The sequence below is a fragment of the Cytobacillus oceanisediminis genome, assembly GCF_007830235.1.
Classification (GTDB): Bacteria; Bacillota; Bacilli; order Bacillales; family Cytobacillaceae; genus Cytobacillus; species Cytobacillus oceanisediminis.
On sequence record NZ_VLKI01000014.1, the window covers coordinates 26,374 to 49,941 of the forward strand.

A 23,568-nucleotide genomic window follows, 5' to 3' on the forward strand; every position below is an offset into this window, starting at 1 on the left:
CAAAGCCCTTTAGCCAAAAAGAAAACTGCCAGATAAAAAACCATTTCAGTTCTTTTTATCTGGCAGTTTTCTTTTTATTTTACAATCATAACGGGCGCTTTAACCCGTTTGGCAATTTTATGGCTTACACTTCCAAGCACCATTTCCTGCAGTGCATTTAATCCACGGCTGCCTACTACCACAATATCAAAGTCTCTTTGATTGGCATATTCCACAATGGCCGGTCCGGGCTCGCCCTGTAAAATTTTCAATTCATATGATACGCCTTTTTCTTTTAATATCTTTTCTATTGGCTGCAAGCGGCGTTTTCTTGCCTCATCCACAACCGACTTATCAAAATGGTGAAGAATATCTTCCTTTGATGTCTGTCCATCAATCGCGTATACCACCGTAACTTCAGCATCGGGATTTTGTTCTGCAAGATAAATGGCTTTTTTGGCTGAACGAATGGAATGATCGGATCCATCCGCAGCTATCAGTATCTTTTTAAACACGTCTTCACCCCTAATCTTTATCCTTATCAAAAAAATACCACAGTCCAGAAGACTGTGGCAGTCATTTTTATTTTATTTTTAATGCCCGGATAATTTGGCACCAGGTTTGCGGTGAACCGCCAATCGCTCAATTAAGTTGGAGCTCGGTGCATTTAATCCTGATAAACGGACCAATACTCCATTGTCCCGCAGCTTTATCACAATTTTATCTATAGCAGCGACACCTGAGTCATCCCAGACATGCGCCTGTGAAAAGTCGATTTCAACCTCTTTAACATCTCCGTTAAAGTCAAATGCTGCTACAAGTTCGTCTACAGAAGCAAAGAAAACCTGGCCTGTGACAGCGTAAATTTTCTTACCCCCTTCAATACGTGATGTAACATGCACCTTAGAAATTTTAGCAACAAAGAAGATCGCACTCAAGATAATACCAGCAAATACTCCTTTGGATAGATCGTGAGTAAAAACAGTTATCAAAGTAGTTGTTACCATAACAATGGAATCTGTAACAGGTGTCTTGGCAAGGCCCTTAATCGAAGACCAGTCAAAGGTTCCAATTGAAACCATGATCATGACACCTACTAGTGCAGCCATCGGTATTTGAACGACAATATTGCCTAATACTAAAATCAAGAACATAAGGAAGGTACCGGCAACAAGCGCAGAAAGTCTGCCTCTTCCGCCTGATTTAACGTTAATAACAGATTGCCCGATCATTGCACAGCCTGCCATTCCGCCAAATAAACCAGCCACGATATTCGCAATACCCTGTCCGCGGCTTTCCATATTTTTATCACTCGCTGTATCAGTCATATCGTCAACGATCGATGCAGTCAGCAAGGACTCAAGCAAGCCAACAATCGCAAGGGCCAGGGAATAAGGGAAGATAATTTTTAGAGTCTCAAGATTTAATGGGACATCCGGGATAAAAAAGGTTGGCAATGCAGAAGTTAAAGCTCCCATATCTCCAACTGTTCGAACATCACTTTTCGTCATAATGGCAATGACGGTAATCACAATAATTGGCACTAAAGGTGATGGCACTGCTTTTGTTACCCTTGGGAAAATATAAATAATCGCCAATGCTCCTGCAACCATCACATACATAACCCATGTTGCATCCACAAATTGCTCAAGCTGGGCCATAAAAATCAAAATCGCCAGCGCATTAACAAACCCAATCATGACTGCGCGGGGAATAAATTTCATAAAACGGGCCAATTTAAGCACACCAAATAAAATTTGCAGAACCCCTGTCAAAATGGTCGCCGCAAATAAATACTGCAATCCATGGTCAGCTACTAATGTAACCATCAATAAAGCCATCGCACCGGTTGCAGCAGAAATCATTCCAGGCCTTCCGCCTACTATTGCAATGGTTACAGCAATACAGAAAGAAGCATACAATCCAACCATTGGATCGACACCGGCAATAATGGAGAAAGCAATCGCCTCAGGTATAAGAGCCAATGCTACCACAATTCCAGCAAGAATGTCCCCTTTTACATTGCCAAACCATTGTTCTTTTAATGAATTAGCTTTCAAATAAACACCCCTTCTCGAAAAGCAGCAGAGCGCCTGATTTTCGGCGCTCCTGTTAGACGATATTATTTTTTATTGTAATGACTTTGAACTCTCATCAAAGTCGGGCCGACAAAAACAATAGAATCATATCACATTTGTCAGGAAATACAAGTTAGAATGAAAGCGTTTATAAACCGTAAATTCTCTCAATACCTATTAAAATCTCTCTTTTTCTATTAGTAACATTATTTTTTTACACACACATAAAAAAGGATCCTAATGATCAGGACCCTCTTAATCAAATAGATAGGTTACACTAAATAATTTGGCAGCCAATTTCAAACACCACTCTATATGATCTCCTTTTAATTTCCAGGATAAAGCCTATTGAACCCATAATCCAAATAACCCTTCAGTTATGCCGAGATTATACATATAATAGATTCCAAACAGAAAACTTACTGATCCAGCAGCTTGGGTCAAAAAACGATTTAACTTAACATTGCCTTTGCTATAGACAAATGGAATACCAAGGATCGTTGTAAAAGTTAACATGCCAAAAATAGTCCCCAGTCCGAATATCCCTATATATAATGCTCCTTCCCAAACAGTGGTCACGGTTGACATGGTTAATAACACCATTGCCGCACTTCCAGCAAGCCCGTGGACGAATCCAATAATGGTTACTTTCATTAATGATGATTTTTCACGGGATTCTGTATCGCTATCAGAATCCTGGTTTTTCATAAAAAGCAAACTCTTAATGCCTAAGTAGACCAGCATAATGCCGACCAGAAATTCAAAGGACATTGCCCATTTATCTGTAAGCTCTCCTTTCATGAGAATGAAAGCCATTCCCACAATAAAGAGAGTAATCGTGTGTCCGATTCCCCAAAACACACCTGTTAGAGTTGAACGCAATAATTTCCTGCTCTTTCCCACCATCGTGGAAACAGCAATAATATGATCCGGTTCAATCGAGTGCTTAACCCCTAAAATAAATCCAAGCAATAACACTGAAATTAAACTCATAAACATGTTAGCCTTTCTCCCCGCTGACTAATTTCTTGTGACATTCTTCGGTGGATCTACACCCCTTCCCCATAGGCCTTCCAAATCTGTTCATAAACCTTTTTTAAGGGTATGTTATGAAGGGAGGCAATCTTTTTGCACTCCTCATATTCCGGGGCTCTTTGTACCACTTCCCCCTTATATATCCCCTCTTTTACCGTTACTGTTCCCCATTCGATGTCCACCTTTTTAAAATTGCGTTCCAAACGGTGAACGGTTAAAGGATAATAGCGGATGCCAAGAGTGGTCGTCTCAGCAAATAAGATGTCTTTCATTTTATTCACCTTTGCCAGCGAACAAAGCAGCTGCAATAATACTCCAGGCCTATTTTTCTTCATATAGATTGGAGTGTAGAACACATCGTTTGCTCCGGCTTCAAACAGCAGATCCATGACATGGCCCAGCCACTCCCCGGGTATATCATCAAGATTGACTTCCATTTTAAACATTTGATTATCCATGTGCTCATGGTCAGGCGGAAGTTGAGAAACCATTTCACTCACTCCTCTCATTCTTAAATGGAACGTCTACTCCCCGATAATGACACGCAAGACGTTGGGATGGTTTTTAAAGGTTTTAGTTCCCGCTCCATAGCCAATGGATTGAACTTTCATAGAAGGTATCGAACAAAACTCTTCTGCCAGTACAGAAACAATCGCGGCACCTGTTGGCGTGGTAAGCTCCGCTCTTACATCCGATTGTTCGATTGGAACGCCTTTTAATATTTCAAGCGTGGCAGGTGCAGGCACAGGATATATCCCATGATCAATATGGATTCTTCCCTTTCCAACCGGAACCGGCGAAGACATAATTTCCGAAATATCTAACTGGTCTATTAAAATGGCTGCACCGATAATATCAATAATTGAATCCACCGCGCCCACTTCATGGAAATGGACTTTGTCCAATGGAAGTCCATGGATCAGACCCTCCGCTTCACCAATTTTCCGGAAGATTTTTAGCGCCATATCCTCTACTTTGGGATTGAACCCTGCTGCTTTTATCATCTTTGCAATATCCGAATAGGATCGGTGATGATGATGGCCGTGACTGTGGCCGTGTTCATGTTCATGATGGTGGTCGTGGGTATGGCTGTCTTCATGCCCGTGATGATGATCATGGCTATGGCCGTGTTCTTCGTGCTCGTGATGATGATCATGGCTATGGCCGTGTTCATGCCCGTGATGATGTTCATGGCTATGGCTGTGTTCATGCGTATGTCCCTGGCCTTGACCTTCATTCAATAACACCACATCAAACTTGGTGCTTGTAATGCCATTTTTCACAACCTTTTTCCACTTCAGCTCATATTCATCTTCGATATCCAGCTTCTTTAATTCTTCAACTAGAACGCTAGGATTTGCCCCCGCATCGATTAAGGCACCTATAACCATATCTCCGCTCATTCCTGAGAAACAATCAAAGTAAAGTATCTTCTTCATTAATCCCGGCCCCTTTTTGTGCTATTCGATGGATGAGAACCGCGTTGTATCCGCCGCCAAATCCATTATCAATGTTTACTACGCTAATTCCTGAAGCACATGAGTTCAACATCGTGAGCAATGCAGATAGCCCATTGAAATTCGCACCGTAGCCAATGCTCGTTGGAACGGCTATAACAGGATGGGAAACCAGCCCTCCAACCACACTCGGAAGAGCTCCTTCCATTCCTGCCACAACTACGGAAACAGTAGCATTCTGAATTTCTTCCGCATGATTTAAAAGCCGGTGGATTCCCGCAACCCCTACATCATAGAATCGGCGGACCTCACTTCCAAGCACTTCTGCAGTAAGAGCCGCCTCTTCAGCCACCCTTAAATCTGAAGTCCCTGCCGCAACGACTGCAATATAACCTTCTGAGCTTTCACCAATATTTTTTTCATTTTTCCAATAGAGAATTTGTGCCATTTCATGATAAATAAACTCAGGGCACTCGAGTAAAACCGCTTTCGCCTTTTCATTAGAGATCCTGGTAACAAGAACCTGGTTATTTCTTGCTCTTAAAGATTGAATGATAGAAATGATTTGTTCAGCTGTCTTGCCTTCCCCGAAGACCACTTCCGGGAAGCCCTGCCGCTTTTTCCGATGATGATCCACTTTGGCAAAACCCAGATTTTCAAAGGTTGCCAGCTGCTCCTTTGCGTCCGAAACGCTAAGGGTTCCCTTTTGAACTTGCTCTAAAATATTTTCTAGAATGAGAAACAACCCCTTTTTATAAGCTTAAAAGGTTTTTACTATATCCTTTGCCAGCTTTTCATAATTTTTATAAATAGACTTGTACATTTTACTATTATCCTTATTTGGCAACACTGGGGCTTCCATTGGAATACTCTTTTTAATTTCATCGAAGGACTCCACCTTGCCAATCGCAACTAATGCTGTCCAGGCAGCGCCCCAGGCCGCACTGTGATGGGTTTCGGAGACATAGATTTCTGCTTCAAATATATCAGCCATCATTTGCAGCCATAATGGTGATCTTGCAAGGCCGCCATTAACATAGATTTTCTTTTGTTCTCCAGCCAATCTCCCCAGCGCTTTTCCTATTTGATAAAGATTAAAAGTAACTCCCTCCAGGACCGCACGGATAAAATGTTCTTTTTTATGGGTGATGGCTACACCATAAAAATTCCCTTTCGCCCGCTGATTCCAAATGGGAGCTCTCTCTCCATTTATATAAGGCAAAAATAACATGCCTTCTGCCCCGGGTCCAACTTTTCCAGCTTCCGCCAAGAAGTCAGTAAAGCTGCCCTGATCATTCAGGACATCTTTTAGCCACTGCAGGACGATGCCTCCATTATTCGTCGGCCCTCCAATAATGGTTGACTCGGCTGTAAAGGAGTAACAGAATGTTTCTTGCTGATCATCAATGTCCACTCCATTTGTCATTTGTCTGATAGCACCGCTTGTACCGACAGAAACAGCTGCCTCACCTGGAAGAATCGCCCCAATTCCCAAATTGGAAAGCTGCCCGTCAGCAGCTCCAATTGCAAACGGAACCTCTGGCTCGATCCCCATTTCCTCTGCAATTACATTGTTGATTCCCGTTAAAACTTCAGTAGGAGGGACAATATCAGAAAGCTGTTCAGCGGTTACTCCCGTCCGCTCCAATAAATCCTGCTCCCAGCTGAGAGTTGCCGGATTAAAAAGCCCTGTTGCCGAAGCCATGGAATAATCGATCACTCTTTTATTAAACCAGTGCAGAATGAGATATTCTTTAATGGACATAAAATACGCAGCCTGCCGGTACGGTTCATATTCGTTTTCCTTCATCCATAATAACTTTAGAAATGGCGACATTGGATGAACAGGCGTTCCGGTCTTTGAATACACTTTGTCCCCTATCGTATTTAGCACCTTTTCAGCTTGAGGATTACTCCTTCCGTCTGCCCAAATAAGGGCATTCGACAAAGGCTTTCCTTCAGCATCCACACAGATAAGTGAATGCATCGCAGCCGAGAACCCCAGAGAAAGCAACTCTCCTTCTCCAACATCCGCCTTCTGTATAGCTTCCTTTATAGCTTGTACACAAAAACGTTCAATTTCTTGCGGGTTCTGTTCAACCCACCCCGGCTGCGGATAATGGGAAGGAATCATCCTTTCTGTTTCAGCTGCCAGCTTCCCCTGTAAGTTGAATACACATGCTTTTACACTGGTTGTTCCAATATCCAGTCCCATTACATATTCTCTTCTCATGCCGCATCTTCCTTTAACTATATTTCAAAGATATTATGCTAACTTTATTAATAGCTCTGTTAAACTTGCCTGTTGATTTCAGCTCAATAAGTTCGCTTTCCTCGGACGGTCCGAAGCCACCTCGGCGCATGAAGCGCCTGCGAGGTCCCCCTTTGAGAAGCTTTTCCCGCAGGACATTGAACCAGCATCCTTGAATAAAAACCGCACTAAGGAAATGCAAATGCATTTCCGAGGAGCTGCGCCATTCGCTCCAATCAACAGGTTGCAAAATTCAACAATGAGCTTTTACATAGCTAATAGAAAAGGCTTTGGACTTTTCCAAAGCCTTTTCTATTAGAATTTATTCAGTTATGCGAATGGACCTTGTTCATGCTTCCGCTTTGGTAACCGATTAAATCTAATGTAATATATTTATATCCGTAGCTTTGCAGTTCCTGTGAAATAAGATCATGATTTTCCAGGATGAGCTTCATATCTGCCGGCTCTACTTCGATTCTTGCAATATCCCCATGTGTTCTTACCCGAACTTGACGGACATGAAGAGATTTTAGATAAGCCTCCGCTTTATCAACTTTGGTTAGCTTCTCTTTCGTAATATATTCCCCATAAGCAATTCTTGAAGAAAGGCAAGCAAAGGACGGCTTGTTCCATGTTGGAAGATCAAACTGCTTTGATAGCTCCCGGATCTCCTGCTTATATAGTTCAGCTTCGAGAAGCGGTCCCCGTATTCCTTTTTCCTGTGCCGCTTTCATGCCGGGCCGATGCTCATTGATATCATCTGTAATTACTCCATAAATAACATTATTAAATCCCTTGCGCTCCATAACAGGGATGAGCAGGTCAAACAGGCTGCTCTTGCAAAAATAGCACCGGTTCTTATTATTTTCAGCATAACCGGGAATGGCCAGCTCTGATGTTTCAATAACTTGATGCTTAACCCCGATTGTATCCGCCAATCCCTTTGCCTCTTCAAGTTCGCTCGTTGGGTATGTTTCCGAATCGGCAGTAACCGCAAGGACATGTTCAGCACCTAACGTATCGGCCGCCGCCTTTAATAAAAATGTACTATCGACTCCTCCAGAGAATGCGACAACTACTGATTCCATGTCCCGAAGAATGGACTGCAATTTTTGATATTTCTCCCGTAGCATTGTCCCAGCTCCCTTCTCTCAAGCTTTATCAACATTTATCATTTATTAATGCCCTGCCATTCTATTAGATTGTCATACCCCCGAAACCGCCGTCCACTCGGATTAAAGCACCTGTTACAAAGCTTGATGCCTTTTCGGATGCCAGCCAGACAGCTGCTCCCTGCAGTTCCTCAGGTGTACCAAACCGGTTCATTGGCGTATGTTTCATAATCGAATCGATTCTTACAGGACTTAAGATTTTTTTATTCTGTTCAGCCGGGAAAAAGCCAGGAATAATCGCATTCACACGTATCCCGTTTGGAGCAAACTCACGTGCAAGGAATTGAGTGACACTGTTAAGTCCTGCTTTCGATACTGAATACGTGAATACTTTTGATAAAGGCGTTGTTGAAGAAACAGATGAAATATTAATAATGCTGCCTTTTCTTTTTAGCTCAATCATTTTCTTTGCGAAAATCTGGCAAGTTAGCACAATCCCTTTTAGATTAACGTCCATAATGTCATCCCATTCATCCATTTCAAGCTCAAAAAATGGAGTGGAGCTATTTTTTCCCGGCGCATTCAATAGGATGTCCCAGCCGCCTGACCATTGTTCAATTTCGTCAGCTACCCTGATTAAAGAATCTCTCGAACTTACATCAGCCTGGAAAGCCTTTGCCGTTCCGCCGCTGTTCTCGAGTTCCTTTACTACTTCCTCGGCTTTTTCAAGATTGCGCCCAACGATGGCAACCTTGGCGCCATGATCGATAAGCCCTTGTGCAATAGATGAACCCAGTACACTGTTTCCCCCTATAGCAACTGCTGTTTTGCCTGTTAAATCAAATAGCTTTGTCATGTATCTCTCTCTCCCTATTGGTTAAAATAGATTTCCTTCTCCGTCAAAAGGCATCTCATAAAGATCTGAAATTTGCTCCATGTTTGGATGCTCTAGAACATACCCGAGCATTTCTTCCGATACCTCAATTTCACTAATTTCTAATGTATTTTTAATGCGGACCATCTTTACCTTTTTAAAATCTAATATATTGCTGGTCTTGATAGCCGCTTTAATAGCGTCTTTATCAGAAGGCAATGTAGTGGCAATTTTGGTTGGCGCCACCACAGTTGAGGTTAAGCCGTTCGCGTAGGTAGTTTCCAGATCCATTTTGTCAACGAGCCGCTGCGTTGTAAAATCGGCTGTACCGACTCCGTTGGCATTCCCTTCTGTTTGGGGTGTCAAATCAAGAACAACCATTTTATTGACATCCGGTCCCCCGAAAGCATAAGGAGTCGGGTATCGGCCTGTGATATTCGGGTCCATTCCATCACCGCTTATGTTTTTTCCAATCTGGTCGATCACAAGCACTTCCAATTGCTCGAAAAATAGCTTCGGCAAAAATTCCTTAGCCTTTTTTTGCAGATCTGCTTCTTTTACTTTTATTTCTTCCGGAGTTAGAACATCGACAATGGCAACCTTATCAAAGGCATTTTCCACTGTTGCAACGCCAAAGAGCACCGGTTTTTTTTCCATGATCATCTTAGCCATGGCAGGTACATTTTCCGCCATATACTTAAAGCCAAGCTGATGGCAGGCTTCTGCCCCTCTTTGCTTCCCCAATCCAATGCTGATCATCTTCATGATTCCGCTTTCAACAGGCCCGCGGAAAGCAGTATGGGGTTTTACACGGTTGATAACGATAATCCCATCAGCTTCTGATGCAAACTTGTCTATATATACCGGCAATCCATTGGGCAGTTCCCCAATCTTGACCACTTGCATCGAAGAACGAATTTCACAGCCTGCACTTTCTTCTGTAACACCGAGATGGGCTAAAACCTCACGCTGTCCTTCAGCTGTTGCCCCTCCATGGCTTCCCATGCTTGGCACGATAAAAGGCTTTGCTCCTAATTCTTTAAGAAGTTCAACCGTTGTCGCCGTCAATTCCACAATGCGGTCGAGCCCTCTGCTGCCGACAGCTACTGCAATCTCCATTCCCGGTTTAACAGTCTTGCGGATGTGCTCTTGCTGAAGCTTTTCCCTTAAAGCGAGTTCAAGATTATCGATTTTCTGATCATCAAACTTCACCTTTACCTTCGCCATTTTGGGAACTGGGATATCTTTTAGTAAATCCTGAAGGATCCCCATTATCTGATTCACTCCTTTTCTTCCTTATGGTTCACTTTAGATTCGCTTTCATATACGGAATTATGTGGTATCCCTTTTCATTAAAAAAACAAAATATTTTTCATATAAAAACCTATTATCATTTAATTTGTTTACCAAACAAACTAATTACTTGTATAATATCATTATCATTTTCTTTTCGTCAATATCTATGCAGCCATGATTTTTAAATGGATGATGTTAAAACAGAAACATTAAAAAAGGAGGATCTATATGGTTACCGGAGATGCTGGTTATATAAAAAAGATAAATCGGTCGGTCATTTTAAGTAAAATTATTGAGCACAAACTAATCTCAAGAGCAGAATTAGCAAAAGTGACCGGATTAAATAAGGCCACTATTTCTGTCCAGGTATCTGATTTATTAGCTGAAAGCTTGATTATAGAATCACAGCTTGAACATAACAATATCGGCAGAAGGCCTATCATGCTTTCCATTAACCCTCAGGCCGGGTTCGTTTTAGGAATTGATCTTGATAGAGAAACGATAACATTTCAATTGGCTGATTTGATGGGGCGCCCCGTTTCTACTGAAGTGGTCCAGCTGGAAACCTCAAATTATGATGTTATCCTTACACAGCTGATTCTCAATATTAAGGAGTTTGAGGGACGATGTTCGCATTCTCTTTATGGGCTTACGGGAGTTGTAATTGGCATTCACGGTATTGTAAACATAGACGAAACAATTTATTTTGTCCCCCATCTCCAATGGAAAAATAAAGATCTAAAAAAAGATCTATTAAATGGACTTGAGTTGAATATTTTTATCGAAAATAATGCGAATTTATGTGCCTTCGCTGAAAAGATCTTCAACTATCATCGTGCTGAATACCTTCTAACTGTTACGTTATACTCGGGGATTGGACTTGGGAACATTGTCAATGGCGAAACGCTTAAAGGGTTTCACGGTTATGCCGGAGAAATCGGCCATATGATAGTCGTGCCTTACGGCAAACCGTGCAGCTGCGGCAACCGCGGCTGCTGGGAGCAATATGCCTCAGAATCAGGCTTTATGAAAATTTTATCTGACAGAACAGATGAGAGACATTTACAGCACGGAGAAATTCAGCAATGGATTGCTGCAAAGGAGACTATCACCTGCAGTCTTTTGGAAGATTACATTAAGTTTCTGTCTATCGGCGTGAATAATATTATTAACCTGTATAATCCGGAAATTTTAGTGTTAAACAGTGAATTGCTTCGGCTTTATCCGGATGCCATTACAGAAATTAAATCTCTTTTATCATCATCTGTAGGCCATTGCCGGGAAATCGAACTTTCCCATTACGGAAAGCAAGCCTGCATTATGGGGGCCTGCGCGCTGGCAATCAAGAATTTCTTAGGAGTATCCGAACTGCGTTTAAGCATGGACGATGTTTCTTAAAAAGCAGAAAACCCCAGCCGCCGCTAGGGTTTTCTGCTTACATTCTACTGTTATTCCATCCAATTTGTATGGAAAATTCCTTTTTTATCGACTCTCTGATAAGTATGGGCACCAAAATAGTCACGCTGGGCCTGAAGCAGGTTAGCTGGAAGGATCTCTGCCCGGTAGCTGTCATAGTAGGCAATTGCACTTGAGAAGGAAGGGACCGGAATGCCGTTCTCAATTGCTAATGAAAGCACCTGGCGTAAAGCTTGCTGGTAGCTTTCAATGATTTCCTTGAAATAGGGATCCAGCAAAAGGTTAGACAATGAAGGTTCGCGGTCAAAGGCTTCTTTAATCTTTTGCAAAAATTGAGCACGGATAATGCAACCGCCTCGGAAAATCATTGCAATGTCCCCGTAGCGAAGATCCCAATCGTATTCCTCCGATGCAGCTCGCATTTGGGCAAAGCCCTGCGCGTAAGAGACGATTTTGCTCATGTATAAAGCTTTTCGCACAGTCTCAATAAACTCCTCTTTCTTGCCGTCAAATGGCTTAACTCCAGGACCATTAAGAACTTTACTTGCTTTGGCACGCTCCTCCTTCATGGCTGAAATGAAGCGGGCAAAAACGGATTCTGTGATAATTGGCAGAGGTACGCCTAAATCCAATGCATTCTGGCTGGTCCATTTTCCTGTTCCCTTTTGTCCGGCTGTATCCAGTATGACATCAACTAAAGGTTTGCCTGTTTCTTCGTCCGTTTTTGTGAAAATGTCTGCTGTTATTTCAATCAAGTAGCTGTCCAGTTCGCCTTTATTCCAATCAGCAAACACCTTATGAAGCTCTTCTGCATCTAAGCCAAGGACGTTTTTGAGAATAAAGTAGGCTTCAGATATTAGTTGCATATCACCATATTCAATTCCGTTATGCACCATTTTTACATAATGACCTGCCCCATTAGGCCCAATATAGGTACAGCATGGGTTGCCATCCACTTTGGCTGCAATGGCTTCAAAAATTGGCTTTACAAGATCATAAGCTTCCTGTTTTCCGCCAGGCATAATAGAAGGGCCTTTTAATGCACCTTCCTCTCCGCCTGAAACTCCTGTGCCAATAAAATGGTATCCTGCCGTTTCCAGTTCCTTATTCCGTCTGATGGTATCCTGGAAGAAGGTGTTCCCTCCGTCAATCAAAATGTCCCCTTCTTCAAGAAAAGGCTTTAAAGAATCTATGGTTGCATCAGTTGCTGCCCCTGCTTTAACCATCAATAAAATTTTGCGCGGTTTTTCTAGGGATTGGACAAATTCTTCAACTGTTTTAGCGCCGATGAAGTTTTTTCCAGCCGCTTCATTGTTTAGAAATTCTTTTGTTTTATCATATGAGCGGTTAAATACAGCAACCGAATACCCGCGGCTTTCAATGTTTATGGCAAGATTTTTCCCCATTACGGCAAGACCGATAACACCAATTTGTTGTTTAGACATAACAGCCCTCTACCTCTCTTCTTCCAAAATAATTTAATTTTTCTCTATCATTAAAATCAGGAAATTCACCAGGTATTTGTCTTTCCTTATCTCTCCAGAAAATATCTCTCCGCATTTTGGTAACCAATATTCCCCACCATACTTTTAAGCAGCTCCATATCATTAGGCGCCATACCCTTTTCAGCCCACTCTCCCAGAATATTGCATAGAATTCTCCGGAAGTAATCATGGCGTGCATAAGAAAGGAAGCTGCGGGAATCCGTTAACATACCGATAAAGTGGCTTAATAATCCAACATTCGCCAAGTCCTTCATTTGCTTTTCCATTCCGTCGATATGGTCGTTAAACCACCAGCCTGAGCCAAACTGGATTTTGCCCGGGACACCTTCTTCATAAAAATTCCCCATCATGGCAGCCAGAACAGCGTTATCCTTTGGATTCAGGTTAAACAGTACAGTCCTTGGCAGAGCGTTTTCCTGATCAAGCGCATCCAGGAAACGAGATAGTCCTTCAGCAAAGTTTGATTCGCCAATCGAATCAAAGCCTGCATCTGAACCGATCAATTTTTTCATCCTTGTATTATTATTGCGCATTGCTCCCATATGAAGCTGCATAACCCACTGCTTTTCAGCATACATTTTTCCGAGTTCTTTTAATAAAAAAGAACGGTATGATACCAGCTCTCCATCTGAAAGCTTATCTCCGCGCATTCGTTTTGTGAAAATCGCTTCGACCTCTTCTTTTGCTGTTTCCACGTATTCCATTCTTTGAATATCATGGTCTGAAGCACGGCCGCCGTTTTCATGGAAGTAATCAACCCGTTGTCTAAGCGCAGCCAGGAATTGGTCTAATGAATTTATCTTTATACCAGACACTTCAGACAATTTCTCAATCCAGCTTTCAAAGGTAGGCCGTTCAATGAAAAAAGCACCATCCGGACGGAAGGTCGGGGCAATCATTGTTTGGAATGACTCATCATTCTTTAATAACCGATGATATCCCAATGTGGAAACAGGATCATCTGTTGTTCCAATAAATTTGACATGGGCTTTTTCGATCAATGCCCTTGGAGTGAAAGCGGGATCTTGAAGCTTTTCATTGCACTCATCATAAATTTCACGCGCTGTTTCAGGTGAAAGTACTTTTTCAATTCCAAAGAACATTTTTAATTCCATATGTGTCCAATGATATAGTGGATTCCCAATCAAACGTGGCACCGTTTCAGCCCATGCTGAAAACTTTTCCCAGTCACTTGCATCACCAGTAATGAATTGCTCGCCAATTCCATGCATGCGCATCGTCCGCCATTTGTAATGATCTCCGCCAAGCCATAATTGGGTAATGTTTTTGAAAGACTTATTTTCCCAAACTTCTTGAGGGATCAAATGGCAATGAAAATCGAAAATAGGCAAGCCCTTTGCTGCTTTCTCATATAAAAGTATAGCTGTATCCGTGTTTAACAGGAAATGATCATCTAAAAAAGATTTCATTTGTCCTCCTCCTTATTTTCATTTTTATTGAAATATCATTTGAAAAAAAGATTTATTGTTTTGTTATATTAATTTGTTTATTAAACAAATTAATTATCTATAAATTATCACTTTTATGTGATTGCGTCAATTACTAGTTTATACAGGATAGTGAGAGCATTAGTAATAACTGCTATAATAATGATAGAGCCGATGTAATACAATTGCTCGAAACGGAGGATACCTATGGTTACCGGAGATGCATCATATATAAAGAGAATAAACAGATCTTTAATTATCAGTGAAATTGTCAAACATAGAATGATTTCAAGGGCTGACCTATCCAAAGCTATAAACCTGACAAGAGCAACTATTTCAGCTCAAGTAGCTGACTTATTGGAGGAAGGCCTTATTATAGAAACACAGCTGGAACATAATACAGTTGGCAGGAAGCCGATCATGCTTTCAATAAATGGACAAGCAGGCTATGCTCTCGGCATTGACCTGGACTATGGCCAAATTTCTTTTACCCTGTCCGACCTTTTGGGCATTCCCGTAACATCCGCTGCAATTGAATTAAATACAACGGATTATTCTGAGATCCTAGCTCTATTGATTAAACAGATTAACCAGTATAAAGCCGAATTCTCTGAAAGCCGTTACGGGATTATTGGGGTTGCCGTAGCCATTCATGGTTTAGTAGGAAAAGATGAAACAATCCACTTTGTGCCTCGTTTTAAATGGAAGGATATTCAACTTAAAAACGACCTGGAAAATAAAATTGACCTAAATGTATTTGTCGAAAATAATGCTAACCTTTCTGCCTATGCTGAACGGGTGTTTTTTCACCACGATACAGAAAACCTGTTATGCGCCACACTCTATTCAGGAATCGGCCTAGGAATGATGATAAATAACCAGCCATTTAAGGGACATGATGGATTTGCCGGTGAAATTGGCCATATGATTGTTGTTCCGGAAGGCAAGCAGTGCAGTTGCGGCAACAAAGGGTGCTGGGAGCTGTATTCATCAGAGTCCAGCCTATTTAGCTATTTGACAGAGAAGAAGCAAGTGAGCCATTTAACATACAAACAAATTCAGCAATGGCTTGATGACGGTGACCAAGAAGTCGCTGAATTAATGAAACAGGCCCTTTACTACCTCTCCATCGGGTTAAATAATTTGATCAACATCTACAATCCAGAGGTGCTTGTGCTTGACAGTGAGCTGCTAAGGATGAACCCCGCCTCCCTGGAGATCGTAAAGAACCATTTACATTCTTCCGTCAGCCATTACCGGAAGCTTGCCATTTCATCAATTGGAAAGGAATCATCCATTTTAGGAGCATGCGCACTCGCCATTAAGCATTTTCTTGATGTACCTATACTGAATCTAGCTCACGAGAGGGAATAGCTCTCAGTAGCTTCCCCTTTAGCGTAAGCGAAAAAAGGCAGGATACCTCGTCCTGCCTTTTGTTTTACCCTATCGGAGAACAAATCTCAATAAAATGTCCATCCGGATCTTCCACATAAGCCACCATCTGGCCCCAAGGTTTTTCAATCGGCTCCAGCAAGACAGGAACTCCGGCTCCTTTTAGCCTTTCCACAACACCTTCCACCTCTTCCGTAACGAAACCAAGCTCGAAGGTCTGCTCCTTTCTCACCCCATCCGGAATCGGAAGCCCCGTGACCTCACGACCGCTTTCTCTCGTATTAAAAGAAAGAATCGTACTGCCAGTATCGTATTCTATGTAGGTTCCAAACTCATTTCGCAGTTCCAGGCCAAGCAGTTCTCCATAAAACTGTTTCGTTTTGTACAGGTTTTCCGCATATAGAATTACATAGCCCATTTTCAGATTCATTCCGTTCACCTTCCTGTTAATTACTGTGCTTTATATACATTCAATACATGAAGCGGATTACCCTTCAACCATTTTACATTACGGGTATATTGGCCATCCGTTTCAATTTAACCTTTCCTTTTTCCTACTAAATAGCAGTCATTTGGTACGAACTTCACGAATTGGTATAGACAACTAGCTTTTTTAATGTTATTTTCTGACATATGAGAATTTATTGGAAAAAGGAGGGATATTTTTACTAATTCATTACCCCGCTATTCTTCTGACATACTGTTCTATACCTTTCTAACATTTCACAACTTTTTCTTGGATTTACCTGAATTTTACACCCTCTACACCTCTAGTTAAACTTCCGCTGATACGCTAAAGATACATGAACCATTTCTAAGGAGGTAATTTATTTTGTATTCTATTAAAAAGGGCTTCTTTTATTTTTTAGCTATACTGCTAGCTTCCCAGTCCTTTCTTTTTCATAAACCGTTAGACCAGAAAACAGCATCAGCAGCTTCCTTTTCGCTTGGATCGGTAATTGAAGAATGGACAAGGCCTGTAGCTCCAGGTGTACACGAGACTGAGATGACTATTAATAGCGAAGCTGGCAGACAGGAAATTTTTATGATGAATATCAATACTGACAACCCGGACATACATATTGAGGCCGGACTTCCAAACGGGAAGGACTTTGGCATGCAGACTGTCAGCGAACAGGCTTCCTTTGTTTCTAAACCGGGGCACGTTGTGGTGGGAGGCGTTAATGGAGATTTCTTTAATACAGCCAATGGAATCCCCTTAGGCTCCGTTATTCATGAAGGAAAAATACTAAAGGCCTCCAATACCGAAACCTTTGGAATAAAGGAAAATGGAAAAGCTATCATCGGCTATCCAAATCCTTCATTTTCAGCCGTAATTAGGGAAATAGAAACAAAGATTCATAGTCTGAACGGCACACGGGGAGTCAATCAGCTGGCTGTGTACACTTCTAATATGAAAATGACAGGCACAAATCATGAAGGCACCGAGGTACTACTCAGTGAAGTATCCGGCGATATTCGCAAACCCGGCACCCTTACTGCTAAAGTGGAAAAAGTGATGGTAAACCAGGGGAACTCTGAAATTCCCGATGGAAAACTTATTCTTTCAGGAAGCGGCACTGCCTCAGAAAAGTTGAAAACATTGGCCTCCGGAGAGGAAATAGAGCTTAAAACGGCGGTCGCTGCCGGCTGGGAAGATGTTAAACAAGCACTGGGCGGACGCATTACTCTGATTAAAAACGGGCAAAAGGTCCAGTTTGCTGAAAGCTCCTTCACAACAACAAGAGCACCAAGAACTGCTGCAGCCATTAAAGCAGACGGCAGCATTTTCTTTCTCGTACTGGATGGAAGACAGCCCGGTTACTCGGAAGGGGTTACTGTTTTTGAGTTAAGGGACTTACTTTATGAACTTGGGGCCGTTGAAGCATTAAATCTAGATGGCGGCGGATCCTCCACCTACTTATCGCGGACAAACGGAGAAGATGGACTATCGCTTGGCAACCAGCCTTCTGACGGGAATGAGCGGGGCGTTGCAAACTCTTTTCTTGTCGTATCCGCAGCTACGCAAGGTGAACTTCAGCAGCTTGCTGTCCAGCCAGATCATTTATTAATGCTCTCCGGAAGCACTTACGATTTTAATGCAAAAGGTATGGACACGGCCTTTAACCCAGTACAAATAACAAAAGAGCCAAACTGGAGTATGTCTGATCAAGCTCTTGGCATCATTTCAGCAGATGGAATCTTCACAGCGGGAGAAGGCCCAATGTCCGGACAATTGCTTGCGGGTTTATCAGGCGCCAAAGGTGCATCTGAAATAACTGTGGTAAACCAATTGTCCGATCTCCAGCTTCCGCAGGATACCCTTACAGTTAAACGCGGAGATGAAATTAAATTAGACTTAAAAGCTATCTTAAATGGAAGAGCGGTTCATGCAAATCCCTCAAACTTTGAATGGGAAATTATTGGTGATATAGGTTCTCTAGATGAAAATGGCGTGTTTAAAGCTTCTCGTGAAACAGCAGAAGGCTCCATTACAGTACGCTATGGCGATAAATCCGATACAATTAATATTCAGGTCGGCAAAATGCCGGTCATATTGGAAACCTTTGAAAATGGACTCGACCAATGGACTTTCAGCGGTGCCCGTTATCAATCGGTTGCTATTCGGCAAACTACCTACCCAGAACCTGCACGTTTTGGAAACCATGCACTTGAACTAAAGTATGATTTTACTGGAACGATCGGAACATCCGGAGCTTATGCCTACCCGAAGGAAGATATCATTATTGAGGACTATCCGGAAACCATCGGGATGTGGGTATACGGAGACGGCAACGGCCATTGGCTGCGTTCTCAGTTAAGGGATGGGAATAATAATGCTTTTCCAATTGACTTTGAAACAAATATGGATTGGAAGGGCTGGAAATATGTCGAGGCAAGCGTTCCTCCCGGAAAGGAAACTCCTTTAAAGCTTGATCTTGCTGTCCGTCTGATGGAAACAAGCAATGATAATAAAAATGCCGGAGCCATCTATGTTGACAATATCCGGGCCGTTTATGGCGAAACAAATGATGACTTAATGAATCCGGAAATTTCACAAATATATCCTGCTGAAAATGAAGTGATCCCTGCTAACGAGCTTAAGATTAGTGCAGTTGCAAAGGATAATGAAAACGGATCAGGCATCAACCCATCACGAATAAAAATGTACCTTGATGGCAATGAGGTAATGGCAGAATTTAATGAAGAGACTGGTGAAATTGCCCATACTCCTTCACAGCCTCTTTTGGATGGCTATCATGAGGTTAAAGTTGTTGTCCAAGATCATTTCGGAAACGAAAGCGAACGGGTCTGGCAATTTGAAATTGACAGCGGCAGCACTGGATTGAAACCTGTCTTTGAAACAGAAGCGTATTTGGGCAGCCCCTATGAAGTTCTGCTTCAAACAAACGAGCTGCAAAATATAAAAACACTAAAACTGCATTTTAGTTTTGATAACAAGAAGGTTCAGCCTCAACAAGATAAGGTTTTGCTCGATAATAGAATATCGGAAGAGCATATTGCAAAAAACGAAATAACAAAAGACGGCCAAATTTATTTGGAGCTTAAGGACATCCAGAATATTGAAGGGGCTGAAGAAATTAAAGAACTCGGAAGGCTTCCTTTCCTCATCCCGGCTAATAGTATCGAGCCTATTGAAATACAATTTGTTGAAGGCGCTTTGGTACTGCAAGAACATAAAGAACCTGTGTCTATTTATATGCCTGATATAAAGGCTGTTTTAAAGGCTCACTATAAAATAGATGTAGACCGTGCGTCTGTAGGGTTTGACGCCAACATCACCGTGAAAAATGAAGATGGAAAAGTGGTAAATGGTGCTGCAGTTAAGGTTTTAGCACCTAACCATAAATTGGCTAATGTGAAGGAAAAAGAATCTGCTCTTTATGAAAGCCCTGATATGGGCAGCAAAACCATTGCACTGCTGAGTAAACACGCCAGTGCATTGATCGAGCAACAGCAAGGCGATTGGACAAAGGTGAAATACGGACATTTTGAAGGATGGCTGAAGACAAAAGATGTCGAGGTTTCTCCTTGGATTCTTGGAACAACAGATCAGGAAGGAAAAATAAAAACGGACCGCCTTTCTATCATTCCTTCTGATCTTATTATTCAAGTCCAAAAGGGACAGCAATACAGTTTTATTACCAATGTAAAAGTGCTTGAACATCTCGGCTCACAAACACCGGAGCGTTTAAACCTAACATTTAGCGAGCAAGTCAACAGCATGAATATCACCTGGACGACTTCTCCCCTGACTGTAAATTCGGTTGTTGAGCTTGTTGAAACCGAACACTATGAGAAATCAGGCTTTGAAGGCAAGGAAGTAAAAACAGTAAAAGGCAAAAGCAGTGAGTATGCTTTTGGTGAAGGTGAAGTTCAGGTCCATTCAGCTTCTATTAATGGACTGAAACGGAACACCTCGTATACCTATCGTGTTGGTGATGGTTCAGAAGAAGGCTGGAGTGAAACGGCAGCTTTTACTGCAAGAAGCAGAGATAATAATCCATTTAGCTTTATCTTAATGGGAGACACACAGGCTCCACCTAATCAGACAGAAAATGGCTTTGGAATTTTCACAGAGCTCTTCCAAAAAGCCAAACAGGGAGATCCGGATGCTTCTTTCATGCTTCACGTTGGGGATATGATTGATGATGGTAACCTTTACACCCATTGGAATGCTTTCTTTGAATCCATGAAAAACCCTAAGTTGGCACCTTCCACACCATTTGTTCCAGCTGTTGGCAACCATGAAAACATTGGAACGGGTGTGGAAACCTTCAAGCATCTATTTAAATTACCTCAGAATGGACCAGAGAAATTTAAAGGTACTGTGTATTCTTTTGATTATGGAAATGCACACTTCGCTGTCATGAATACTGAAACTTCAAAAGAAGGCCTTCTCGAGCAAGCCGAATGGCTGAAAGAAGACATGACTGGAACAGATAAAAAGTGGAAGATTGTTGTTTACCATCGCTCCCCATATTATTCGAATCCAGCAGGCGGAAGTGAGATGGTAAAAGAAGTATGGCCATCTATATTTGATGAATTGGATATTGACCTTGCTATATCCGGCCATGATCATTCCTATGTACGTACCTTCCCGCTCAAAAATGGAGAAAAAGCAGAAAACGGCACCACCTATGTGATAGCCGGATCAACTGGGAAAAAGTTCTACGCAACAACACCGCAGCCATATATGGATGTATACTTTGATGAAGACACTCAAGTCTATACTAATGTTTCCATAGATGACCAAGGTATTAATCTGATAGTCAAAACAAGAGATGGCAGAATAGTTGATCAGCATACAATTAAGAAATAAAGTTTGGGCATCCGGGTTCCCGGGTGCCTTTTTATTAATAGCATCCGAATGGTTTCCTCTGAGAAGAATGAAAGGGTTAAAAGCCCCTTAAAAATAAAAAGCAGGCTCGCTTTCCGGCGGGCCTGCTTGCAATGTTCCATGCATCCTTCTAGTAAGAATTCTTTTTTATCACTATGTATTCTTAAAATGGTAAGGCTTGTTCCATGGATGATTGGCGGATCCCAAATACGCTCAACACTTTTGTAAGATGCAGACCTATTCCAGCAGGCATCAAACTTTCCCGGATATCTCTCTTTTATCTCAAATTCGTTTTGTCCCTGCCAGGCTCCTAGATCAATCTCCATAATCTTTTATCAGTTTCAATCGGCACTGGCTTTTTTCTTTTACCAGCTCTGCCGTATGGAATATCCGATTGCCAGGAATTGATACGCTTAAAGTTTATGTCTTTCAATTTTTCCCCTAGCAACAATGCCTCCGGCTTTCCTTTCCCGGTTAAATCCGAATCGAGGTGCCCCTGCATTCTTTTTTCTTTATTCCATTCTGTTTCACCATGTCTCGTCACATATACAGTAAGCATTATATTTTTCAAAACCCTTCTGCCAATAGGTAAAAATAACTTCCTGCCAGCAACCTAATCTCCTCCGCGTTCTCTTGAGGAAAGACGGCTATAAAGCAAGTAGATGGGCCTGCCGATTTATGAATATCCAAATCTGTATTTAAATCCATGTCACTGAACACCTTACTGAAAAACAGCCCATTCAGCTCTGCAAGGATACCCTTTGACCCAACCGGAAGAGTCACAACATCACCAAGGGAATTCACCTCCTGGAAAAGCTTCAGGGGAGCAGCCTCTGACTCTCTCCTGATTACCTCTTCTCCAACTAAAGGAGAACCAATGACAGCAATGACTGTTTGATCATTATAAACGATTTTCTCTGTACCGCCATTCCCCTTCTTTTTTCCAAGAACAGATAATCCAACAGCAGACTGCTGCAGGGCAAAGTTGCTTTCAGTGCTGCCGCTAATCTCAAGGTCACCGATACCCAATTCGCCAACACCACGTTTAATTCCTTTAACTAGACCTTCCCAGGCACCATCTCCGCAAAAATTCTGCAGAATAACCGCAAAGGGTTCTGCTCCTGCTGACAAACACTCCATGACTGCAACACGAAAGGAATAGTAAGCAACAGTTTCATAAGACACTTTAACTGCGTCCTGGTCTTTTTCGCCAATTGCGCCGCTGTTATCACTGGCAACGACTATGGACTCCTCTGAGCTGACAGGAAAGATTAGTACATCCCTCATTGCCCTTCACCCGTTTTAGAAAAATAAGGTTCGACAAACCTTGCCAGCCTTGGTATCGCTATATAAGCAATAGCCGTATTTAAAACGGAACCTATAAATAAGGAAGGCACAATTGCCAGGTAAAAAGCTTTGCCCATCAAAAATATAAAAGGGAGCGGTGCAGCAAAAGCATTGCCTAGCACAAATAGCATCCCAGCCTGCCAGCGCTTGCCTCTCCGGAATAGAAAGCCAAACACAAAGGCTAACAAAGCCATTTCTCCAGCAATGAGGAAATGAAGCGGACCAAGCGGCATACCGCCAATCATTGCCGAAATCAGATGGCCAATCGAGGCAACAATAGCTCCGCCAGATCCGCCAAGCAAAACAGCTGCAAGCAGGGCAGGAAAGGCGTCCAGAGCCACGCTCCCAATAATTGCAGGGACTTTAATGGCTGCTCCAACAGCTGTCAAAGCAACCAGCATTCCAGCCGTGGCCATTCTCATGCTTTTCATTTATTTATCCTCCTTGCGCTTTCCTTCCCGGAATACTTTCGCGCTTCGTACATACTCAACATCTTTTTCGTTCATGCGGAAATTGATGACTCTTGCCAGGGCGAAGAAATAATCGGATAATCGGTTCAAGTATTTTAAGGCAACTGCAGAAGTCTCCGGATCTGTTTTTCTTAATGCGACAACCAATCTTTCCGCTCTTCTCGTTACTGTTCTTGCTATATGGATAGATGCAGAAGCAGGAGTTCCTCCAGGCAAAATAAACCTTTCCAGCTGAGGTGCTTCCTCAATGAATGCATCGATTTTAGCTTCCAAATAATCAATCGATTCCTTGGTCAGTTTCAACTCCCGATTCTTCGAGACATTTGCCAAGTCCCCGCCGCAGTCAAAAAGCTCGTGCTGAATCTTTTCCAGATCCGCCAACACATCCAGAAAAACAGCTGAATCAAGCTGTGTCATGGCCTGACCGACAAAGCAGTTCACTTCATCCACTGTTCCATATGCCTCAACCCTTACATCATCCTTCTCCACTCTGCCTCCGATAATGCTCGTTTTCCCCTCATCACCTGTTCGTGTATAAAGCTTCAT

19 protein-coding genes and 1 pseudogene are annotated in these 23,568 nt (G+C 42.3%); 3 read left to right on the forward strand and 17 right to left on the reverse strand.

The annotated features are described in order from the left end of the window. Positions 1–74 precede the first annotated feature (74 nt). From IQ19_RS19125 to IQ19_RS19170, 9 genes and pseudogenes are all read right to left on the reverse strand, one after another. On the reverse strand, positions 75–494 hold the full coding sequence (locus IQ19_RS19125) for a universal stress protein (protein WP_144544128.1): 420 nt from the start codon (positions 492–494) through the stop codon (positions 75–77). Between the two features lie 78 nt (positions 495–572). Continuing rightward, positions 573–2,039 (reverse strand): SulP family inorganic anion transporter, encoded by a 1,467-nt coding sequence (locus tag IQ19_RS19130; RefSeq protein WP_144544129.1) that lies wholly within the window; start codon positions 2,037–2,039, stop codon positions 573–575. Between the two features lie 363 nt (positions 2,040–2,402). Next, on the reverse strand, positions 2,403–3,056 hold the full coding sequence (locus tag IQ19_RS19135) for an urease accessory protein UreH (protein ID WP_144544130.1): 654 nt from the start codon (positions 3,054–3,056) through the stop codon (positions 2,403–2,405). A 50-nt stretch (positions 3,057–3,106) separates the two neighbouring features. Further along, positions 3,107–4,531 (reverse strand): annotated as a pseudogene (gene larC, locus IQ19_RS28645) (nickel pincer cofactor biosynthesis protein LarC). Further along, positions 4,509–5,285 carry a nickel pincer cofactor biosynthesis protein LarB gene (gene larB, locus IQ19_RS19150; RefSeq protein WP_144544289.1) on the reverse strand — a complete coding sequence of 259 codons (777 nt, stop codon included), beginning with the start codon at positions 5,283–5,285 and terminating at the stop codon, positions 4,509–4,511. The pseudogene larC and the gene larB overlap by 23 nt, the downstream one beginning before the upstream one ends. 24 nt (positions 5,286–5,309) lie before the next feature. Beyond that, positions 5,310–6,782, reverse strand: coding sequence for a gluconokinase (locus tag IQ19_RS19155; protein WP_144544133.1), 1,473 nt, complete (start codon positions 6,780–6,782; stop codon positions 5,310–5,312). Positions 6,783–7,126: 344 nt separating this feature from the next. Beyond that, positions 7,127–7,933: an ATP-dependent sacrificial sulfur transferase LarE gene (gene larE / locus IQ19_RS19160; protein WP_144544134.1), complete on the reverse strand. Its 807-nt coding sequence runs from the start codon at positions 7,931–7,933 to the stop codon at positions 7,127–7,129. Between the two features lie 64 nt (positions 7,934–7,997). Next, complete coding sequence (locus IQ19_RS19165; RefSeq protein WP_144544135.1) at positions 7,998–8,768, reverse strand: SDR family oxidoreductase; 771 nt, start codon at positions 8,766–8,768, stop codon at positions 7,998–8,000. Between the two features lie 21 nt (positions 8,769–8,789). Beyond that, positions 8,790–10,058: a nickel pincer cofactor-dependent isomerase, group 22 gene (locus IQ19_RS19170; protein WP_144544291.1), complete on the reverse strand. Its 1,269-nt coding sequence runs from the start codon at positions 10,056–10,058 to the stop codon at positions 8,790–8,792. A gap of 252 nt (positions 10,059–10,310) precedes the next feature. Here IQ19_RS19170 and IQ19_RS19175 point away from each other — a divergent pair, with 252 nt between their 5' ends. Continuing rightward, positions 10,311–11,480 carry an ROK family protein gene (locus IQ19_RS19175; RefSeq protein WP_144544136.1) on the forward strand — a complete coding sequence of 390 codons (1,170 nt, stop codon included), beginning with the start codon at positions 10,311–10,313 and terminating at the stop codon, positions 11,478–11,480. Between the two features lie 50 nt (positions 11,481–11,530). On the opposite strand, the gene gndA is transcribed toward IQ19_RS19175, so the two are convergent. Beyond that, on the reverse strand, positions 11,531–12,943 hold the full coding sequence (gene gndA, locus IQ19_RS19180) for an NADP-dependent phosphogluconate dehydrogenase (protein ID WP_144544137.1): 1,413 nt from the start codon (positions 12,941–12,943) through the stop codon (positions 11,531–11,533). Between the two features lie 86 nt (positions 12,944–13,029). Further along, positions 13,030–14,433: a glucuronate isomerase gene (gene uxaC, locus IQ19_RS19185; protein ID WP_144544139.1), complete on the reverse strand. Its 1,404-nt coding sequence runs from the start codon at positions 14,431–14,433 to the stop codon at positions 13,030–13,032. 225 nt (positions 14,434–14,658) lie between these two features. On the opposite strand from uxaC, the gene IQ19_RS19190 reads away from it, so the two are divergent. Then, a complete protein-coding gene (locus tag IQ19_RS19190; RefSeq protein WP_144544141.1) occupies positions 14,659–15,825 on the forward strand; it encodes an ROK family transcriptional regulator in 1,167 nt (388 codons plus the stop codon). Between the two features lie 64 nt (positions 15,826–15,889). On the opposite strand, the gene IQ19_RS19195 is transcribed toward IQ19_RS19190, so the two are convergent. After that, positions 15,890–16,273 (reverse strand): VOC family protein, encoded by a 384-nt coding sequence (locus tag IQ19_RS19195; protein ID WP_144544143.1) that lies wholly within the window; start codon positions 16,271–16,273, stop codon positions 15,890–15,892. A gap of 402 nt (positions 16,274–16,675) precedes the next feature. On the opposite strand from IQ19_RS19195, the gene IQ19_RS19200 reads away from it, so the two are divergent. Continuing rightward, positions 16,676–21,187, forward strand: coding sequence for a phosphodiester glycosidase family protein (locus IQ19_RS19200; protein ID WP_144544145.1), 4,512 nt, complete (start codon positions 16,676–16,678; stop codon positions 21,185–21,187). On the opposite strand, the gene IQ19_RS28650 is transcribed toward IQ19_RS19200, so the two are convergent. From IQ19_RS28650 to IQ19_RS19220, 5 genes are read right to left on the reverse strand one after another with little or no spacing between them, the layout of a single operon-like run. Further along, positions 21,166–21,531 carry a histidine phosphatase family protein gene (locus IQ19_RS28650; RefSeq protein WP_242021064.1) on the reverse strand — a complete coding sequence of 122 codons (366 nt, stop codon included), beginning with the start codon at positions 21,529–21,531 and terminating at the stop codon, positions 21,166–21,168. The genes IQ19_RS19200 and IQ19_RS28650 overlap by 22 nt on opposite strands. Then, positions 21,516–21,776: a histidine phosphatase family protein gene (locus tag IQ19_RS28655; protein WP_242021065.1), complete on the reverse strand. Its 261-nt coding sequence runs from the start codon at positions 21,774–21,776 to the stop codon at positions 21,516–21,518. The genes IQ19_RS28650 and IQ19_RS28655 overlap by 16 nt, the downstream gene beginning before the upstream one ends. Beyond that, entirely contained in the window at positions 21,773–22,492 is a 720-nt protein-coding gene (locus IQ19_RS19210; protein ID WP_144544147.1) for an ATP-binding protein, read from the reverse strand. The genes IQ19_RS28655 and IQ19_RS19210 overlap by 4 nt, the downstream gene beginning before the upstream one ends. After that, entirely contained in the window at positions 22,489–22,983 is a 495-nt protein-coding gene (locus IQ19_RS19215; RefSeq protein ID WP_144544149.1) for an ECF transporter S component, read from the reverse strand. The genes IQ19_RS19210 and IQ19_RS19215 overlap by 4 nt, the downstream gene beginning before the upstream one ends. Next, positions 22,984–23,568 carry a cob(I)yrinic acid a,c-diamide adenosyltransferase gene (locus IQ19_RS19220; RefSeq protein WP_144544151.1) on the reverse strand — a complete coding sequence of 195 codons (585 nt, stop codon included), beginning with the start codon at positions 23,566–23,568 and terminating at the stop codon, positions 22,984–22,986.

What these genes read in the sequence shown, in the direction of transcription:
- IQ19_RS19135 (WP_144544130.1), bottom strand. Translation starts at nt 3,056, where the DNA reads ATGTTTATGAGTTTAATTTCAGTGTTATTGCTTGGATTTATTTTAGGG.
- IQ19_RS19155 (WP_144544133.1), bottom strand. Translation starts at nt 6,782, where the DNA reads ATGAGAAGAGAATATGTAATGGGACTGGATATTGGAACAACCAGTGTA.
- larE (WP_144544134.1), bottom strand. Translation starts at nt 7,933, where the DNA reads ATGCTACGGGAGAAATATCAAAAATTGCAGTCCATTCTTCGGGACATG.
- IQ19_RS19165 (WP_144544135.1), bottom strand. Translation starts at nt 8,768, where the DNA reads ATGACAAAGCTATTTGATTTAACAGGCAAAACAGCAGTTGCTATAGGG.
- IQ19_RS19170 (WP_144544291.1), bottom strand. Translation starts at nt 10,058, where the DNA reads ATGGGGATCCTTCAGGATTTACTAAAAGATATCCCAGTTCCCAAAATG.
- IQ19_RS19175 (WP_144544136.1), top strand. Translation starts at nt 10,311, where the DNA reads ATGGTTACCGGAGATGCTGGTTATATAAAAAAGATAAATCGGTCGGTC.
- gndA (WP_144544137.1), bottom strand. Translation starts at nt 12,943, where the DNA reads ATGTCTAAACAACAAATTGGTGTTATCGGTCTTGCCGTAATGGGGAAA.
- uxaC (WP_144544139.1), bottom strand. Translation starts at nt 14,433, where the DNA reads ATGAAATCTTTTTTAGATGATCATTTCCTGTTAAACACGGATACAGCT.
- IQ19_RS19190 (WP_144544141.1), top strand. Translation starts at nt 14,659, where the DNA reads ATGGTTACCGGAGATGCATCATATATAAAGAGAATAAACAGATCTTTA.
- IQ19_RS19195 (WP_144544143.1), bottom strand. Translation starts at nt 16,273, where the DNA reads ATGAATCTGAAAATGGGCTATGTAATTCTATATGCGGAAAACCTGTAC.
- IQ19_RS28650 (WP_242021064.1), bottom strand. Translation starts at nt 21,531, where the DNA reads ATGGAGATTGATCTAGGAGCCTGGCAGGGACAAAACGAATTTGAGATA.
- IQ19_RS19210 (WP_144544147.1), bottom strand. Translation starts at nt 22,492, where the DNA reads ATGAGGGATGTACTAATCTTTCCTGTCAGCTCAGAGGAGTCCATAGTC.
- IQ19_RS19215 (WP_144544149.1), bottom strand. Translation starts at nt 22,983, where the DNA reads ATGAAAAGCATGAGAATGGCCACGGCTGGAATGCTGGTTGCTTTGACA.
- IQ19_RS19220 (WP_144544151.1), bottom strand. Translation starts at nt 23,568, where the DNA reads ATGAAGCTTTATACACGAACAGGTGATGAGGGGAAAACGAGCATTATC.